The organism is Rhodanobacter fulvus Jip2 (assembly GCF_000264315.1).
Classification (GTDB): domain Bacteria; phylum Pseudomonadota; class Gammaproteobacteria; order Xanthomonadales; family Rhodanobacteraceae; genus Rhodanobacter; species Rhodanobacter fulvus.
In genome coordinates this window covers 13,437-28,433 of record NZ_AJXU01000007.1, presented here as the reverse complement: position 1 = coordinate 28,433, position 14,997 = coordinate 13,437, and the positions used below count along the sequence as shown (strand labels likewise).

At 66.0% G+C, this 14,997-nt stretch carries 17 protein-coding genes and 1 riboswitch; of the genes, 4 read left to right on the top strand and 13 right to left on the bottom strand.

Annotated elements, in window-relative coordinates; translation table 11 throughout:
* Nucleotides 1-178 precede the first annotated feature (178 nt).
* Entirely contained in the window at nt 179-2,119 is a 1,941-nt protein-coding gene (locus UU9_RS01310) for an FTR1 family protein (RefSeq protein WP_007079903.1), read from the top strand.
* Nucleotides 2,120-2,299: 180 nt separating this feature from the next.
* Here UU9_RS01310 and UU9_RS01305 read toward each other — a convergent pair whose 3' ends face one another.
* From UU9_RS01305 to crcB, 8 genes are all read right to left on the bottom strand, one after another.
* Nucleotides 2,300-2,749 carry a hypothetical protein gene (locus UU9_RS01305; RefSeq protein WP_007079902.1) on the bottom strand — a complete coding sequence of 150 codons (450 nt, stop codon included), beginning with the start codon at nt 2,747-2,749 and terminating at the stop codon, nt 2,300-2,302.
* 186 nt (nt 2,750-2,935) lie between these two features.
* Nucleotides 2,936-5,176, bottom strand: a complete 2,241-nt coding sequence (gene parC, locus UU9_RS01300) for a DNA topoisomerase IV subunit A (protein WP_007079901.1) — start codon at nt 5,174-5,176, stop codon at nt 2,936-2,938.
* A 152-nt stretch (nt 5,177-5,328) separates the two neighbouring features.
* On the bottom strand, nt 5,329-6,198 hold the full coding sequence (locus UU9_RS01295; RefSeq protein ID WP_007079900.1) for a TraB/GumN family protein: 870 nt from the start codon (nt 6,196-6,198) through the stop codon (nt 5,329-5,331).
* A complete protein-coding gene (locus UU9_RS01290; protein ID WP_007079899.1) occupies nt 6,195-6,668 on the bottom strand; it encodes a GNAT family N-acetyltransferase in 474 nt (157 codons plus the stop codon). The genes UU9_RS01295 and UU9_RS01290 overlap by 4 nt, the downstream gene beginning before the upstream one ends.
* A gap of 4 nt (nt 6,669-6,672) precedes the next feature.
* Nucleotides 6,673-7,059: a YciI family protein gene (locus UU9_RS01285; protein WP_007079898.1), complete on the bottom strand. Its 387-nt coding sequence runs from the start codon at nt 7,057-7,059 to the stop codon at nt 6,673-6,675.
* Between the two features lie 282 nt (nt 7,060-7,341).
* Entirely contained in the window at nt 7,342-8,460 is a 1,119-nt protein-coding gene (cfa, locus tag UU9_RS01280) for a cyclopropane fatty acyl phospholipid synthase (protein ID WP_007079897.1), read from the bottom strand.
* Between the two features lie 85 nt (nt 8,461-8,545).
* Nucleotides 8,546-8,893, bottom strand: a complete 348-nt coding sequence (locus tag UU9_RS01275) for a DUF190 domain-containing protein (RefSeq protein ID WP_007079896.1) — start codon at nt 8,891-8,893, stop codon at nt 8,546-8,548.
* Between the two features lie 12 nt (nt 8,894-8,905).
* Nucleotides 8,906-9,292: a fluoride efflux transporter CrcB gene (gene crcB / locus UU9_RS01270; protein ID WP_007079895.1), complete on the bottom strand. Its 387-nt coding sequence runs from the start codon at nt 9,290-9,292 to the stop codon at nt 8,906-8,908.
* Between the two features lie 68 nt (nt 9,293-9,360).
* Nucleotides 9,361-9,457: riboswitch (Fluoride riboswitch) on the bottom strand.
* Between the two features lie 102 nt (nt 9,458-9,559).
* Between crcB and UU9_RS01265 the strand changes: the two genes are divergently transcribed.
* The 3 genes from UU9_RS01265 (at nt 9,560) to chaB (ending at nt 11,674) form a co-directional block, all read left to right on the top strand.
* Entirely contained in the window at nt 9,560-10,819 is a 1,260-nt protein-coding gene (locus UU9_RS01265; RefSeq protein WP_040669937.1) for a multidrug effflux MFS transporter, read from the top strand.
* A 44-nt stretch (nt 10,820-10,863) separates the two neighbouring features.
* Nucleotides 10,864-11,325 carry a carboxymuconolactone decarboxylase family protein gene (locus tag UU9_RS01260; protein ID WP_040669935.1) on the top strand — a complete coding sequence of 154 codons (462 nt, stop codon included), beginning with the start codon at nt 10,864-10,866 and terminating at the stop codon, nt 11,323-11,325.
* Between the two features lie 121 nt (nt 11,326-11,446).
* Entirely contained in the window at nt 11,447-11,674 is a 228-nt protein-coding gene (gene chaB, locus UU9_RS01255) for a putative cation transport regulator ChaB (RefSeq protein ID WP_007079892.1), read from the top strand.
* A gap of 149 nt (nt 11,675-11,823) precedes the next feature.
* Here chaB and UU9_RS01250 read toward each other — a convergent pair whose 3' ends face one another.
* The 5 genes from UU9_RS01250 to UU9_RS01230 all read right to left on the bottom strand — a co-directional run bounded on the left by UU9_RS01250 (nt 11,824) and on the right by UU9_RS01230 (nt 14,898).
* On the bottom strand, nt 11,824-12,312 hold the full coding sequence (locus UU9_RS01250) for a hypothetical protein (RefSeq protein ID WP_040669933.1): 489 nt from the start codon (nt 12,310-12,312) through the stop codon (nt 11,824-11,826).
* A 64-nt stretch (nt 12,313-12,376) separates the two neighbouring features.
* On the bottom strand, nt 12,377-12,667 hold the full coding sequence (gene minE, locus UU9_RS01245) for a cell division topological specificity factor MinE (RefSeq protein WP_007079890.1): 291 nt from the start codon (nt 12,665-12,667) through the stop codon (nt 12,377-12,379).
* Between the two features lie 5 nt (nt 12,668-12,672).
* Complete coding sequence (gene minD, locus UU9_RS01240; RefSeq protein WP_007079889.1) at nt 12,673-13,488, bottom strand: septum site-determining protein MinD; 816 nt, start codon at nt 13,486-13,488, stop codon at nt 12,673-12,675.
* Nucleotides 13,489-13,522: 34 nt separating this feature from the next.
* Nucleotides 13,523-14,281 (bottom strand): septum site-determining protein MinC, encoded by a 759-nt coding sequence (minC, locus tag UU9_RS01235; RefSeq protein ID WP_007079888.1) that lies wholly within the window; start codon nt 14,279-14,281, stop codon nt 13,523-13,525.
* Nucleotides 14,278-14,898: a GNAT family N-acetyltransferase gene (locus tag UU9_RS01230; protein WP_007079887.1), complete on the bottom strand. Its 621-nt coding sequence runs from the start codon at nt 14,896-14,898 to the stop codon at nt 14,278-14,280. The genes minC and UU9_RS01230 overlap by 4 nt, the downstream gene beginning before the upstream one ends.
* Between the last annotated feature and the right edge of the window lie 99 nt (nt 14,899-14,997).

The following is a 14,997-nucleotide window of genomic DNA, read 5'->3' as shown; positions in this document are numbered from 1 at the left end:
AGAAGGCGGGCTCATAACCGACGCGGTAGTGAGCCCGTTGTCTGTCTTCGTACCGGCGAAAGCGATGCCGGGCTATGTCATGTCAGGCGGCTGTCGGCTGGGTTGATGCCGGCCGTGTCCGGCTGCTGCATGCGGTGGCGTGCGGTAGACTGTTGCGATCCATTCTCATTTGCCTCTCATGACCCCACGACATCTGTTTGCGGCGCTGCTGCTGGCCACCCTCCTGTTCTGCCCTCGTCTTCATGCCGCGGTGGACTCTGTCCCCACCACGTGGCGGCTGCTGGACTACATCGCCGTGGACTACCGCGAGGCGGTGCGGGACGGCGCGGTCGTCAATCCGGTCGAGTACGAGGAGATGCGGGAGTTTTCGGCGACGGCGGCCGCGGCGATAAGGGCGTTGCCGCCCACGCCGGACTCGGACGCGTTGAATCAGGGCGCCGCGGCACTGCAGCAGGCCATCCAGGCCAAGAGCGCGCCGGAGCAGATCGCCACCCGGGCGCGCGCCGTGGCGGCCTTGCTGATCAAGGCATACCCCATCCCGCTGATGCCAACCAGCGCGCCGCAGTACGCACGCGGTCAGGTGTTGTACGCACAGCAATGCGCGAGTTGCCATGGCGCCACCGGCGCGGGTGATGGCCCCGCCGCTGCGGGCCTGGACCCGCCGCCGATCGCCTTCACCGACCGTGCTCGCGCCGACGAACGCAGCATCTTCGCGCTCTATCAGGTGATCGATCAGGGCCTGCAGGGCACGTCGATGCCCAGCTTTGCCAGCCTGCCGGCCGAGGATCGCTGGGCATTGGCGACCTATGTGGGCGCGATGGCCTACCCGGAGTCCGAAGCCCCGGCGGGACGTGAGCTGCTGGAGAAAAATGACGCGTTGCGGGCGAGGCTCGATTTCAAGAGCTACGTGGACACCACGCCCGCCACGCTGGCCACGGAGCTGCAATCCGCGCAGAAGGCGGCGGCGATCGTGGCGTATGTGCGCAGGCATCCGGATACCACGCAGGCCAAGGACGCGGAATCCGCCTTGGCGGTGTCGCATGAATTGCTCGGGCAGGCGATGGCGGCCTACCGCGGCGGCCAGCTGAAGCAGGCCAAGGACCTGGCGTTGTCCGCGTATCTGGACGGGTTCGAACCTGTCGAACCTCTTCTTGCCGCGCGCGACAAGCCGTTGATGGTGAAGATCGAGGAAGCCATGGCGCGCGTGCGCGCGGGCATCGCGGCCAACGTCGATGCCGAAACCCTGCAGACCCAGGTCGACAACCTGGACAACCTGTACGCGGAGGCGGGGCAGGTATTGGCACAGAGCGAAACATCCGCCGTGGCCAGTTTCGCCGCCGCCTTCACCATCCTGCTGCGCGAAGGGCTGGAGGCCTTGCTGATCGTCGTGGCGATCATCGCCCTGCTGCGCAAGTCTGGCCGGAAGGAAATGCTCCCCTGGGTACATGGCGGCTGGCTGTCCGCGCTGGTTGCCGGTGCCGTGACGTGGGGATTGGCCACGTGGGTCATTTCCATCAGTGGCGCAAGCCGCGAGCTCACCGAAGGATTTGGTTCGCTGCTGGCGGCGATCGTGCTGATCTGGGTCGGCATCTGGATGCATGGAAAAAGCCACGCCGCGAACTGGCAGCGCTATGTGCGCGACAAGCTCAGCCATGCCTTGGGCAAGACCTCCGGGGTTTTCCTGCTGGGCCTGATCTTCGTCGTCGTGTATCGCGAAGTCTTCGAGACCATCCTGTTCTATGTCGCCATCTGGAATCAGGGCGGCAAGGGCAGCGTGATCGCCGGAGGCGTGGCCGGGTCGCTGGTGCTGCTGGTGATCGGCTGGTTGATGATGCGTTACAGCCGTCGCCTCCCCATCAGCCAGTTCTTCCGCTACAGCTCACTGCTGATGGCAGTGCTGGCCATCGTGTTGATGGGCAAGGCGGTCTCCGCGCTGCAGGAGGCCGGTTATCTGCCGATCACCTGGATCAATGGCGGGCCACGGGTGGAGCTGCTGGGCATCTATCCCACCATGGAAGGCATCGCGGCCCAGGTCGGCATCGCGCTGATCCTGGTTATCGGTTTTGTCTGGTCCAACCGTTCCGCGGATGCGTTGGAGGCGTCTGACGGCGCTCGGTGACACCGAGCGCTTTCTTCTGCCCATCGCTTTGCGCATGCCGCTCAGGCCACCAAGCCCGGTGACTGGGGACCGGACGTGTCGCTTGCAGATGCCTGCCGTGACGGATGTCACGAACGTAAGCCGGGCGGGATCGGTCCGGGTCGATTTTCAACGCGGCCTCTACCCGGATTCGGGTTTGCCTCAGCGCCCGCGGCGGTCGTAGTCGGGGAAATGGCCGCGGCTGCCGCCGACCGAAATGCTGATGCCGCCGGAAGGTTCGTCGCAGCTGCCGAATGCCTGGCTGACACTCACCTGGCCCGCATTCCAGTTGCCGGTGCCCATGTGGCTGCCGGTGACGATGCCGGTGCCGACGCTGCCGTGGACCTGCGGCTTGTTGTAGGTGGAGTCGTCGCAATCGGGTGCTTCGGCGACGGGCTCGGTGTTGCCCATGCGGCCGCTGGTATCGCCGTAATACACACCCGGTGCATCGCCCGCCGTTTTCGGAACGGCGGGCTTCGGGGCGGTGGAACTGGTGGCGGGGAGGTCGCCGGGTGGCAGCTTCAGGTTCAGCGGCTTGCCGGTGGTCTGCGCCCACGCCGTGGCGGCCAGCAGGCTGGCGGCGACGGCGACGAGAAGCCGTTTGATTTTCATGCGTACTCCGGGGTGATACCAGCACCAACGCGCGATGTGCGGTTGGCGTGTACATCCCTATTGGAAAGGCCGCGCGCCGACAAGTTCCTGCGGCCTGTGGGAGCGACTTCAGTCGCGATGCTTTTGCTTCGACATTCTGGACCAGGAGCATCGCGACTGAAGTCGCTCCCACACAAGCAGCTTCGGTCAGCCGGTGGTCTCGATGCGCTCCACGCGGCGCAAGCCGCGTGGCAGCAAACCGCCGCGGCTGGCGCGGGTGCCACCGTATTCCACCAGGTCGGCCCAGCGCAGGGTGAGCTTGCGCTGGCCGGCGTACAGGGTGACTTCGCCCTTGCTTTCGCCGACCACGGCGATGCCGGCCACGCGTTCGTCGCCGGCCACCAGTTTCGCCTTGGGGATCTCGATCAGCTTGTTGCCCTTGCCCTTGTCCAGCTCGGGCAGCTCGGCCACCGAGAACATCAGCAGGTGGCCTTCGGTGGTGACCACCACGATGCGGTCGCGGGCGGGGTCGGCGCTGATCTGCGGCGCCAGCACTTTCGCCTTGTCGCTGAGGCTGATGATCTGCTTGCCGGCCTTGTTGCGGCTGGTGAGCGTCTCGAAGCGGGTGACGAAGCCGTAGCCGAAATCGGTGGCCAGGATCAGCCTTGTGGCGTTGTCGCCGGCGACCATGGCGTCGAAGCTGGCGCCGGCCGCGGGGCTGAAGCGGCCGGTCAGCGGCTCGCCATTGCCGCGCGCCGAGGGCAGGGTGTGCGCGGCGGTGGAGTAGGCGCGGCCGGTGGAATCGATGAACGCCACCTGCTGCGTGGTACGCGCTTTCACGGCGGCCAGCAGGCCATCACCCTCACGGTAATTCAGGCCTTCGGCATCCACGTCATGGCCTTTCGCGGCGCGCGCCCAGCCTTTCTGGCTCAGCACCACGGTGACCGGTTCGCTGGCCACCAGTGCGCTTTCGTCCAGCGCATGCGCCACGTCGCGTTCGACCAGCGGCGAGCGGCGGTCGTCGCCGAATTTCTGCGCGTCGGCATTGAGCTCCTGCTTGATCAGGCTTTTCAGCTTGGCCGGCGATTTCAGCAGCACGTTGATGCGCGCGCGCTCCTCTTCCAGTTGGTCCGCCTCGGCGGTGATCTTCATCTCCTCCAGCCGGGCCAACTGGCGCAAGCGCGTTTCCAGGATGTAGTCGGCCTGCTCGTCGCTGAGCTTGAAGCGGGCGATCAGCACGGGCCTGGGCTCGTCCTCGGTGCGCACGATGCGGATCACTTCGTCGAGGTTGAGGTAGGCGATGCGCAGCGCTTCGAGCAGGTGCAGCCGGCGCTCGACCTTGGCCAGCCGGTTCTCCAGCCGGCGGGTGACGGTGTTGGTGCGGAAGCTCAGCCACTCGGTGAGGATGCGCTTGAGGTTCTTCACCTGCGGGCGCCCATCCAGGCCGATCATGTTGAGGTTGATGCGGAAGCTTTTTTCCAGGTCGGTGGTGGCGAACAGGTGCTGCATCATCTCGTCGGCATCGACGCGGTTGGAGCGCGGCACGATCACCAGGCGGATCGGGTTTTCGTGGTCGGACTCGTCGCGCAGGTCCTCGATCATCGGCAGCTTCTTGGCGCGCATCTGCGCGGCGATCTGCTCCAGGATCTTCGACGGGCTGACCTGGTGCGGCAGCGCGGTGATCACGATGTTGCCTTCCTCGCGCTGGTACACCGCGCGGGCGCGCACCGAGCCGATGCCGTTTTCGTACATTGCCAGCAGGTCGCCGCGCGGCGTGATGATCTCCGCTTCGGTGGGATAATCCGGCCCGCGCACGTGTTCGAACAGATCCGCCACGGTGGCGTCCGGGTCATCCAGCAAACGGATGCAGGCGCTGATCACTTCGCGCAGGTTGTGTGGCGGAATGTCGGTGGCCATGCCCACGGCGATGCCCATCGAACCGTTCAGCAGCACATGCGGCACGCGCGCGGGCAGCCAGCTCGGCTCGTCCATGGTGCCGTCGAAGTTTGGCACCCAATCCACGGTGCCGTGCGCCAGTTCGCCCAGCAGCGCCTCGGCGATCGGGCTGAGCTTGCTTTCGGTGTAGCGCATCGCCGCGAAGCTTTTCGGGTCGTCCGGCGAGCCGAAGTTGCCCTGGCCGTCGACCAGTGGGTAGCGGTACGAGAACGGCTGCGCCATCAGCACCATCGCTTCGTAGCAGGAGCTGTCGCCGTGCGGATGGAATTTGCCGATCACGTCACCGATGGTGCGCGCGGATTTCTTCGGTTTGGCGGTGGCCGCCAGCCCCAGCTCGCTCATCGCGTAGATGATGCGCCGCTGCACCGGCTTCAGGCCGTCGCCTACGAAGGGCAGGGCGCGGTCCAGCACCACGTACATGGAATAGTCGAGATAAGCCCGCTCGGCGTATTCCTTCAGCGGGATCTGTTCGTAATTGGCTTGCAGGTTCATTCGGTGACATCGACACATGGCGCGCGAACTGCGCGGTTAACCGGTCGATGGTGCCAGAAAGCAATGGTTTCTTGTAGGAGCGGCTTCAGCCGCGATGGGGTTTGCGGTGGTGCGTGATCGCGACTGAAGTCGCTCCCACAAATGTCCGGGCTTTACTGGCGTGCGGCTTCAATGCCCAGCTTGTGCAACTGCGCCTGCACGCTGTCCGGCCCGGCCAGATGCGCCGCGCCCACGGCGATGAAGACGGTGCCGGGCTGTTGCAGCAGGGCGGCGATCTTTGTGGCCCAGGCTTCATTGCGTTGAACCAGTAGTCGTTGGTAAAGCTCGGGCGCGGTCTGGCGCATGTCCTCGTCTTCGAGCCGGGCGATGGTGGCGACGTCGCCGTCTTTCCAGGCGTCGATCAGCCGGATCAGCTGGGTCGGCCCCTTGTCGGCATCGCGCATGGCCGAACGCAGGAAGTCCAGCTGAACTTCCTGCGGCATGTCGGCCAGGAAGCGCATCTGCTGCTCGGCGGTTTCCAGGCCAAAAACCTGCTTGCCGGCGGCGGACATCTGCGCCTTGAGCTGCTTGTCCACGCCGTGCTCCGGGTCGAGCCCGGCTTTCAGCAGCGGCGCGGTCGTGAGCGTCAGTGCGGCCAGCCAGGGGCGCATCACGTTCAGCGCCTGCATGCCGCCGGGCACGCCGGCCTCGGTCGCCACCGTACGCAGGCGCTGCTGTTCGTCGGCGTCGAGCTGGCTGGACAGCGGGTGCGCCGCATCCAGCCCGTAGCGCAGCACCAGCGCCATCATGTTGCCGGGGTCGTCGTCGGTCAGCTCGATGTAGAGCGCCTGGCTGTCGGCTACGGCGCGATCCAGCGTGGCGTCATGCCAGTCGGCGTCGTTCGGCAACAGGTGCACGGTGCCGAACAGATAGATCGTGGTGTCGGCGTCTTTCACCGCCCATAACGTGGGACGAGCGATGGCTGCCGCGGGCAGCAGCAGGACGAGGCAGAACAACAGGCGAACGGACAGGGAGGATTTCATGTCGGCATTGTCGCCTGCATCGCGCGGGTCATGAACACGCTGTTGGGGTCTTCGACGTAGCCGGCGAACGGACCGCACATCACGAAGCCGAAGCGCGCATACAGACGGCGGGCCGGCGCGAAGGCTTCCATCGAGCCGGTTTCCAGGCTCAGGCGTTCGTAGCCGCGACGCCCGGCTTCCTCCAGGATGTGCTGCATCAGCCGCGCCGCCACGCCCTTGCGCAGATGGGCCGCGGACGTGCGCATCGACTTGATCTCGCCGTGCCGGCGGTCGAGCTCCTTCAGCGCGCCGCACCCCATCAGCTGGCCGTCGTTCCACACGCTCCAGAACGTGATGTCCGGTCGACGCAACCCATCGAGGTCGAGCGCATGAATGCTTTCCGGCGGCGAATGCTGCGCCACGCCCTGTAGGTGTTCACGCAGCAGTTGGATGATGTCGGAGCCGGTGAGGTCGTCGACGCGGATATGCATACGGCTAGGTCGGGGTCTCGTTGGTCAATGCATACGCGCTGGCGCGCACCGGATCAAGCGGCCGCACCTCGCAGACCAGACCGTAAGCCAGGCAAGGATTTTCCGCCGCGATATGCGCCGCTTCCTCCAGGCTGTTCGCCCGGATGAACCAGTAACCGCCGACCACTTCCCTGGCCTCGGCAAAAGGGCCGTCCGTGATCGCTTGTCGCGACACCACCTTGCCCTCCATCCCCAGCCGCTGCCCGGGCCCGATCCTGCCCTCGCTCACCAGCCGGTCGTACCACGCGTAGAAGCGGTCGATTGCACCCTGGATGTCTTCACGCGAAGCGTTCCCGTCCCATTGACCGCGTGAGAGGAGGAGGTACTCGGCGGGTGAGGCGTGCTTGCTCATGGTTCGCGCCCGTTAGGGTTGCGTCGTTCCGTAGGCCGACAGCGGGTGACGTGACGTTTCATCGGTGTTCCCCCTCGTTGGCTCGAGCGCCCCGGCACGTTTCGCTGCCAACATGGTTCGGCCGGTCGCACCGCCATCCTCCGTATTGCTGCATGCCCCTCGACTCCCCCCTGAAATGCGGGAAGCAGACTTGGCATTCCGTCATGAGGGTGGATGTTTATCACAAATACACCGGCCAGACCGGCCGGTGCGTGGTCGACTGCGATGGGTCCCCGGGGCGGATCAGCGCGGCACGCGATACCCGCCAGGCACGCCGCGCGCGCTGAGCGTCAGCTGCCACAACTGGTCGCGGCGGCTGCGGAACACGGCGGCGGAGGCGCCCAGGTAGTAGCGCCACATGCGCCGGAAACGTTCGTCGTAATGCGCAGGCAGGCTGGCCCACGCCGCTTCCACGTTGGCCGACCAGGCCATCAGGGTGCGGTCGTAGTCGGGGCCGAAGTTGTGCCAGTCCTCGACCACGAACAGGCCCTGCAGGGCCGCGGTCACCTGGGTGGCGGCGGGGATCACCGAATTGGGGAAGATGTATTTCTCGATCCACGGATCGGGTTGCGCGGGCGCGCTGTTGGTGCCGATGCAATGCAGCAGCGACAGTCCGCCACTCTTGAGGCAGCGCTCCACGGTTTCGAAATACGCGCGGTAGTTCTTGCCGCCCACGTGCTCGAACATGCCGATGGAATACACCGCGTCGAAGGGCTCGTCGATGTCATGGTAGTCCTGCAGGCGGATCTCGATGGGCAGGCCGGCGCACAGCTCGCGGGCGAACTCGGCCTGCTCCCGCGACACGGTGATGCCCACACCGCTGACGCCATGGTTTTCCGCCGCGTATTTCAGCGCCTCGCCCCAGCCGCAGCCGATGTCCAGCACGCGTTGCCCCGGTTGCAGTTGCAGCTTGCGGCAGACCAGGTCGAGCTTGGCCGCTTGTGCATCGTCGAGGTTGTCGGCGGCGGCCCAGTAACCGCAGGAATACACCAGCCGCTTGCCCAGCATGGCCTGGAACAGGTCGTTGCCCAGGTCGTAGTGCGCCTTGCCGATCTCGAACGCATGCTCGCCGCGCTGCAGGTTGATGAAGCGCGCCTTGAGGTGGGCGACCACCGCCTCGAAGGTGTGCAGCTTCTGGTCGAGCCCGGACAGCAGCATGCGGGTGAACATGCCGGCCAGGTCGCCGGCGTCCCACCAGCCGTCCATGTAGGCCTCGCCCAAGCCCAGCGAGCCGTGGGCGAACACACGTGGATAAAGCCGTTCGTCGTGCACCTGGATATCGGTGGGGGCGGCGCCGTTGATGGTGATGCCGGCGCTCTGCAGCAGTTCGCTGGCGCGATCCTTCAAGCTGTCCTGGCTCATGCCTTTCCTCGCGGAGTGGAACAAAACAGTCGTCAGCGCCGGATGGGTGTCTCCCGGCGTTCGGTGACGTCGCTGCGCGCGGTACTCATCCGGCCTTCGCCGCCCCCAGCACGCCATAGCTTGCCGGCGTTCGTGCATACACCGTGTCGATGCCGGCCGCGCGCACGCGCTCCAGCAGCAGGTCGGCCTGGTCTTCGCTCAGCAGGAATTCCACCTTCACCGGCAGGTCGTCGGCCAACTCGAAGAATTGCTCCTCGCGCAGCACGCCGTGGCGGCCGAAGCCGGCGGTGGCGCGAAACACCGAGCCGCCACCGAGGCCGTCGCGGCGGGCCTGCTGCAGCAGCCATTGCGATACCAGCATGCCCTCGTGGCGGGCGCGCACGTGGCAGTAGAACGTCAGATGCAGGCCTTGTTGCAGGTTGTCCTGGTTCATGCCGGTTCCCGATCAATGGCGCAGCAGGCTGCGGGTGAGGGCGATGCCGATGACGGTCATGCTGATCGAGCCGACCACGTGCACTGCCACGTGGCCGCTGAACCACAGGTACTGCTGGCGCAGCAGCAAGGTGGTCGATTCCGCGGAGAAGGTGGAGAACGTGGTCAAGCCGCCCAGAAAGCCGGTGAACACGAACAGCCGCAGTTCCGGCGAGAGGGTCTGGAAGTGATCGAACAGGCCCATGACGCAGCCCATCAACAGACCGCCGGTGAGGTTGGCCGCCAGCGTGCCCAGTGGCAGGGTGGGAAACAGCGGGTTGAGCGCGATGCCCAACAGCCAGCGCGACCAGCAGCCGATGGCGCCGCCGAGGCCAATTGCAACGAATCCGGTAACACCCACGAGCGCGTCTCCTGACGAATGGAAGTCCGGTTGCCGCGGCGGCAGGCACGCCTGCGCCGCCGGAAGCCGGTGGTGCAGGCATCATCAGCCCCTGCAGTGATGCGGGGCGGTTGGTTCCCTCGACCCTGTCGCGGGAACGGGAGGCATGCCATCTCCCGGAGCGGCCATGCTAGGAGCGTGGGCGGCAGGAACGCAAGTCACGCGACGCAGGCCGGGCACGCGCTCGCTACAATGCCTTTCCTGTTGCCGCCCGACGTTGTTGCTCCGATGAATCCACCCCCGCGCACGGCACGCCGCAGCCTTCCCTGGTTGCTGGCGGCGTTGTCGATGATCGGCCCGTTTTCGATCGACGCGATCTTCCCCGCTTTCCCCCTGATCGGCGCCCATTTCCAGGTGGACAGCGCAGCGCTGCAGCAGTTGATCAGCATCTACCTGCTGACCTATGCGTCCATGAGCCTGTTCCACGGCGCGATCTCCGATGCGATCGGGCGCAAGCCGGTGATGGTGGCCGGCATGCTGGTGTATGCGTTGGCGTCGGTGCTGGCGGCGGTGTCCACCTCGTTCGCCATGTTGCTCGCCTGCCGCGCACTGCAGGGTGCCTGCGCCGGGGCAGGGCTGGTGGTGGGGCGCGCGGTGATCCGCGATACGTTCGAAGGCCCGGCCGCGCAGCGGTTGATGTCGCAGGTGATGATGATCTTCGGGGTGTCGCCGGTGATCGCGCCGATGGTGGGCGCGTGGCTGCTGCCGCTGGGCGGCTGGCACGGCATCTTCTGGTTTCTGCTGCTGTTCACGCTGTTGCTGTCGGCGGCCATCGCGATCTGGCTGGAGGAGAGCCACCCGCCCGCGCAGCGCACCACGTTCGCGGTACGCCCGCTGCTGGCCGGCTATCTGTCGTTCGGTCGTGACCGGCCGTTCTGGCCCTTGCTGATTTCCAGCTCGGTGAACTTTGCGGGGTTGTTCCTGTTCATCGCGTCGGCACCGCGCATCGTGCTGGAACTGCTGCATCTGTCGGCGCAGGATTTTCCCTGGTTGTTCGTGCCGGTGGTGGTCGGGCTGATCAGCGGCGCCTGGCTTTCCGGGCGGCTGGCCGACCGGCGCAGCGTGCGTTTCACGGTCAACCTGGGCTATGCGGTGATGCTGCTGGCGTGCGTGCTGCATGTGTCGCTGGCGGTGGCGCTGCCGCAACCGCAAGTGCCGTGGTCGATGTTGCCGCTGGTGCTGCATGGCGTGGGCGTGCAACTGGCGTTCCCCACGCTCACCTTGCTGCTGCTGGATCGCTTCCCCCACCTGCGTGGCGGAATTTCCTCGGTGCAGGCGTTTGCCAGCCTGTTGCTCAGCAGTCTGGTGGCTGGCGTGTTGTCGCCGCTGCTGTCGTCGACCATGTTGTCGCTGTCGCTGGGCTCATCGACTTTGACCGTGATCGGCGTGCTGTCGTGGTACTGGTACGGGCGGATCAGCCGCGTGCCCAAGGCGCCGCGCCTGGCCCGGGATGTCGAACTGCAGGCGCAGATCACCGAGCCCCGCTGACTTCGCCGTACCGCTCTTCTTCCCATTGATTGACGAGGAACCGCATGAAACCGCGTATGGATTTCCGCCATGCCGCCCCCGACGCCTTCAAGGCGATGCGCGATCTGGAAGCCGGCGTGCGCCGCAGCGCTCTGGAGCATTCGCTGCTGGAGCTGGTGAAGGTGCGGGTGTCGCAGATCAACGGCTGCGGCTATTGCCTGGACATGCACATCAAGGAGGCGCGTGCCGCCGGCGAAACCGAGCAGCGGCTGTACCTGCTGTCGGCCTGGCGCGAGGCGCCGTTCTATTCGCCCCGCGAACGCGCCGCGCTGAGCTGGGCCGAGGCGGTGACCCAGGTGTCCACCAACGACTTGCCCGATGAACTGTATGCCGAGGTGCGCGAGCACTTCGACGAAAAGGCGACGGTTGAACTGACACTGGCGATCATCGCCATCAACGGCTGGAACCGGCTGGTGAAGGCCTGTCGTACCGAGGTGGGCAGCTATATGCCGGCAACGGTTGCGTGAGCTTCGGGCGGTGGGGGTGGGCCTTTTGACGGCTGCTTGACCGCGACCGGTCCAGGCTCTGCGGACGCCCATCGGTCCGGTGTTCCGGATTGCCCCCGACCGCATTACTGGAGGTTCGGCCATGCCTTACAAATCCATCAGCGACCTGCCTGATTCGGTACGCGACAACGTGCCGAAGCATGCGCAGGAGATCTACAAGGAGGCGTTCAACAGTGCCTGGGACGAATACGCCGACAAGGACGATCGCCGCGGCGATGCGTCGCGCGAGGAGACGGCGCACAAGGTGGCGTGGTCGGCCGTGAAGAAGGATTACAGGAAAGGCGACGACGACAAGTGGCACGCGAAGTAGCGCGTGCGCGCCCTTAAATGCGGGGGAAGTTGGGAGGGAGCCTCTTGGTTTTGCAGCGAAGAGCAACCCCTCCCCAGCCCTCCCCTGCGAGCAGGGGAGGGAGTAAGGCCGGACCCGCTCGGCACTTCTTTGCCAGCAGGGGCGGGGCCTCAGATCAAGCCGCGCAGGGTGAGGAACGTCCGTGCTTCGGCGGCGTCGTTTTCGAACCAGGCCCGGGTCGAACCCAGCCGAAACGTGTAGCCCCAGGCATCCATGTCGGCCATCAGGCGTTGGCGGCCCACGCCGGGGAAGGCGTCGGCCAGCACGATCTGCAGGTAGCAGGTGGCGTCCTCTTCCTCGATCGAATCGGTGGCGTTGGTATGGACGTCCAGACGTCTGTCCGGTGGCATCACGATGAGGTGGCAGGCCTCGTGCAGCAGCGAATGCAGCGGCGTATCCGCCCGCGCGTAGACCGTCGTGCCGATGATGCCGGCCTCCTCATCGCCCCAGAAACTGCCGGGAATGGGTGCGCCGCCGTCGACGCGCTGCAGCGCCAGGCCGTAGCGGGCAAGCAGCGCGGTGGGCGCGTCGAAGCCGAGTTCGGCCAGCCGCAACACGGTGTCGGGAGATCCGGCTGGAAAGGGAGGTTCGGATGGCATGCGTGGCGGCGACTGAAGGAGGAAGCGGGCCGGCCGAAGGCGCCGGCCCGCGACTTCGGAGCGCTCAGTTGGCCGTGGTGGCGTTGGTGGCGTCCGATTTTGCCTTGCCGTCGGGCAGCGTCACCGACAGCTCCAGGATTTCGTGGCCGCTGTCGCGCTCCAGGTTGATGTTGATGGCCTCGATGTCGACGTGAACATACTTCTTGATCACTTCGAGCAGTTCGTTGCGCATCATCGGCAGATAGTCGGGCGCGCCGCGGGAGGAACGCTCCTGCGCCACGATGATGCGCAGCCGCTCGCGCGCCACGGTGGCGGTCGGCTCGGGCCGGCGCTTCAGGAAATCAAGAATACCCATCGTGATCAACCTCCGAACACGCGCTGGAGAAAGCCCTTCTTGGGCACATCGATGAAGCGAAGCGGACGCTCTTCGCCGAGGATGCGGGCCACCGTGTCGCTGTAGGCTTGTCCGGCCGGGGACGCCGTGTCGACGATCACCGGCACACCGTTGTTGGACGCGGTGAGCACGTTTTCCGACTCCGGAATCACGCCGACCACCTTGATGCCCAGGATGTCCTCCACGTCGGTGACGCTGAGCATCTCGCCGATCGCCACGCGGGCCGGGTTGTAGCGGGTCAGCAGCAGGTGCTGGGTGACCTGGCCTTCACCGCGCTCGGCGCGCCGCGTCTTGCTGGCGAGCAGGCCCAGGATGCGGTCGGAGTCGCGTACCGACGACACCTCCGGGTTCACCACCACGACGGCCTTGTCGGCGAAGTACATCGCCAGGTGGGCGCCTTTCTCGATGCCGGCGGGCGAATCGCAGATGACGTAATCGAAGCCCTCCTCGGAGAGGCTGTCGAGCACCTTCTCGACGCCTTCCTGGGTCAGTGCATCCTTGTCGCGCGTCTGGCTGGCGGCCAGCACGAACAGGTTTTCGTAGCGCTTGTCCTTGATCAGCGACTGTTTCAGGGTGGCTTCGCCATGCACCACGTTGACGAAGTCGTACACCACGCGCCGCTCGCAGCCCATGATCAGGTCGAGGTTGCGCAGGCCGACGTCGAAGTCGATCACGGCGACTTTCTTGCCGGCCATGGCCAGGCCGGTGGCGAGCGAGGCGCTGGTGGTCGTCTTGCCGACGCCGCCCTTGCCGGAAGTGACAACGATAATCTCAGCAGTCAAGAGCCCATCTCCGCAAGGTTGTTGTTGCAGCTGATCACAGTTTTGCGATCAACAGTTTTTCGCCCTCGAGCCAGCATTGCACGGACCGGCCCTCGAGGTCGTCGGGAATTTGTTCGAACACGCGGTACTGGCCCGCGATGGCCACCAGTTCCGCCCGGAAATCGGAGACGTAGATGCGCGCTTTCTCGTCGCCTTGCGCACCGGCCATGGCACGCCCACGCAGCCCGCCGTAGATGTGGATATTGCCGTCGGCGATCACTTCGGCACCGTTGGCGATCGCACCGGTGACGATCAGGTCGCGGTCGCGGGCGTAGATCTGCTGGCCGGAGCGCACCGAGCCGTCGTGATGCTGCGCGCCGAGCGGGTGGCCCGCTTCGGGTGGCGCCAGGATCGGCTCCGGCCGCGCCACGGGTTCGGGCGCGCGGGTTTCGGCGGCCGGCGTGGCCGCGGCCGGCTCATAGGCGGCGCGGAACTTGGCGATCAGGGGCAGGCCCATGCGGCTGGCCAATGCCTCGGTTTCGCTGGTGCCGTAGGCCAGCCCCACCGGCAGCATGCCGGCGCTGCGCACCGCTTCGAGCAGTGCGTCGACGGTGCCGTCGTCGGGCAGTTGCAGCAGGTGACTGAGGTCCAGCACCACGGCGGCGCGGGAGAACATCTGCGGTGCAGCACGCACGCGGCGTTCCAGTTCCTCGCACAATGCGGCCGCGTCTACCCGGCGCACGCGCACGCAGGCGATGCCGACCTGGCCGAAGCGCAGATCGCAGGCGTCGGTTGTTTCGGTTTTTGCGTTCATGAATGTTGTTTTCCCGCCGATGTGCGCGCAGGGGTGGGGGCCAGTGCCGGCACGGTGCGCTCGCTCAACCAGGGCACGTCGGGCAGGCCGCCCTTGTCGAGCCAGGTTTCGCGCACGTAGGCGTAACTGGGCAGGTCGAGCGCCAGCAGGCTGACCTGCGGGCCGTCCTTGCCCATGCGTTGCTGGCCGACTTCCTGGAAGCCATAGGTGCCGTGGAAAAGCACGACCACGTCGTCGCGTGGTTCCAGCAGCACTTCGCAGGTGAGCAACGGCACGCGCACTTCGGCGTAGCTGTGCACGTCGCAATACAGCACGCGGCCCAGGCCGTGGCGATGGTAGGCGTTGGCGATCACGATGCGATCGATGTACATGAACTGCGGGTAATGCTCGCCGAACCAGCGGTAGTTGGGGCTGTCGTACTCGCCGCCATCGCGAAGGGCGATAAGGAAACCGGCCAGGTGACCGTCGACCTCGGCCACGCGGAAGTATTCCGCGTGCTCGTAGAAATAGCGCAACCGCGCGGAGTCGAGTGCCAGGATGGAGCGGCCGGCGGCGTTGTTGAGCGCCAGCACCGCATCCAGGTCGTGCTCGCGCACGTCGCGGATGGCAAGAACCATTCGTTGCTCCGCTTGATGGAGTCGGGGAAAGGCCAACGCACGGCCTCGCAAAGTCGCCATTATGCCATGCGGCCATGCCCCGTACACCGGCGAAAGCCC

Excerpts from the sequence above, each read along its gene's own strand:
- UU9_RS01310 (WP_007079903.1), top strand. The coding sequence starts at position 179 with ATGACCCCACGACATCTGTTTGCGGCGCTGCTGCTGGCCACCCTCCTG.
- UU9_RS01305 (WP_007079902.1), bottom strand. The coding sequence starts at position 2,749 with ATGAAAATCAAACGGCTTCTCGTCGCCGTCGCCGCCAGCCTGCTGGCC.
- parC (WP_007079901.1), bottom strand. The coding sequence starts at position 5,176 with ATGAACCTGCAAGCCAATTACGAACAGATCCCGCTGAAGGAATACGCC.
- UU9_RS01295 (WP_007079900.1), bottom strand. The coding sequence starts at position 6,198 with ATGAAATCCTCCCTGTCCGTTCGCCTGTTGTTCTGCCTCGTCCTGCTG.
- UU9_RS01290 (WP_007079899.1), bottom strand. The coding sequence starts at position 6,668 with ATGCATATCCGCGTCGACGACCTCACCGGCTCCGACATCATCCAACTG.
- UU9_RS01285 (WP_007079898.1), bottom strand. The coding sequence starts at position 7,059 with ATGAGCAAGCACGCCTCACCCGCCGAGTACCTCCTCCTCTCACGCGGT.
- cfa (WP_007079897.1), bottom strand. The coding sequence starts at position 8,460 with ATGAGCCAGGACAGCTTGAAGGATCGCGCCAGCGAACTGCTGCAGAGC.
- UU9_RS01275 (WP_007079896.1), bottom strand. The coding sequence starts at position 8,893 with ATGAACCAGGACAACCTGCAACAAGGCCTGCATCTGACGTTCTACTGC.
- UU9_RS01265 (WP_040669937.1), top strand. The coding sequence starts at position 9,560 with ATGAATCCACCCCCGCGCACGGCACGCCGCAGCCTTCCCTGGTTGCTG.
- UU9_RS01260 (WP_040669935.1), top strand. The coding sequence starts at position 10,864 with ATGAAACCGCGTATGGATTTCCGCCATGCCGCCCCCGACGCCTTCAAG.
- chaB (WP_007079892.1), top strand. The coding sequence starts at position 11,447 with ATGCCTTACAAATCCATCAGCGACCTGCCTGATTCGGTACGCGACAAC.
- UU9_RS01250 (WP_040669933.1), bottom strand. The coding sequence starts at position 12,312 with ATGCCATCCGAACCTCCCTTTCCAGCCGGATCTCCCGACACCGTGTTG.
- minE (WP_007079890.1), bottom strand. The coding sequence starts at position 12,667 with ATGGGTATTCTTGATTTCCTGAAGCGCCGGCCCGAGCCGACCGCCACC.
- minC (WP_007079888.1), bottom strand. The coding sequence starts at position 14,281 with ATGAACGCAAAAACCGAAACAACCGACGCCTGCGATCTGCGCTTCGGC.
- UU9_RS01230 (WP_007079887.1), bottom strand. The coding sequence starts at position 14,898 with ATGGTTCTTGCCATCCGCGACGTGCGCGAGCACGACCTGGATGCGGTG.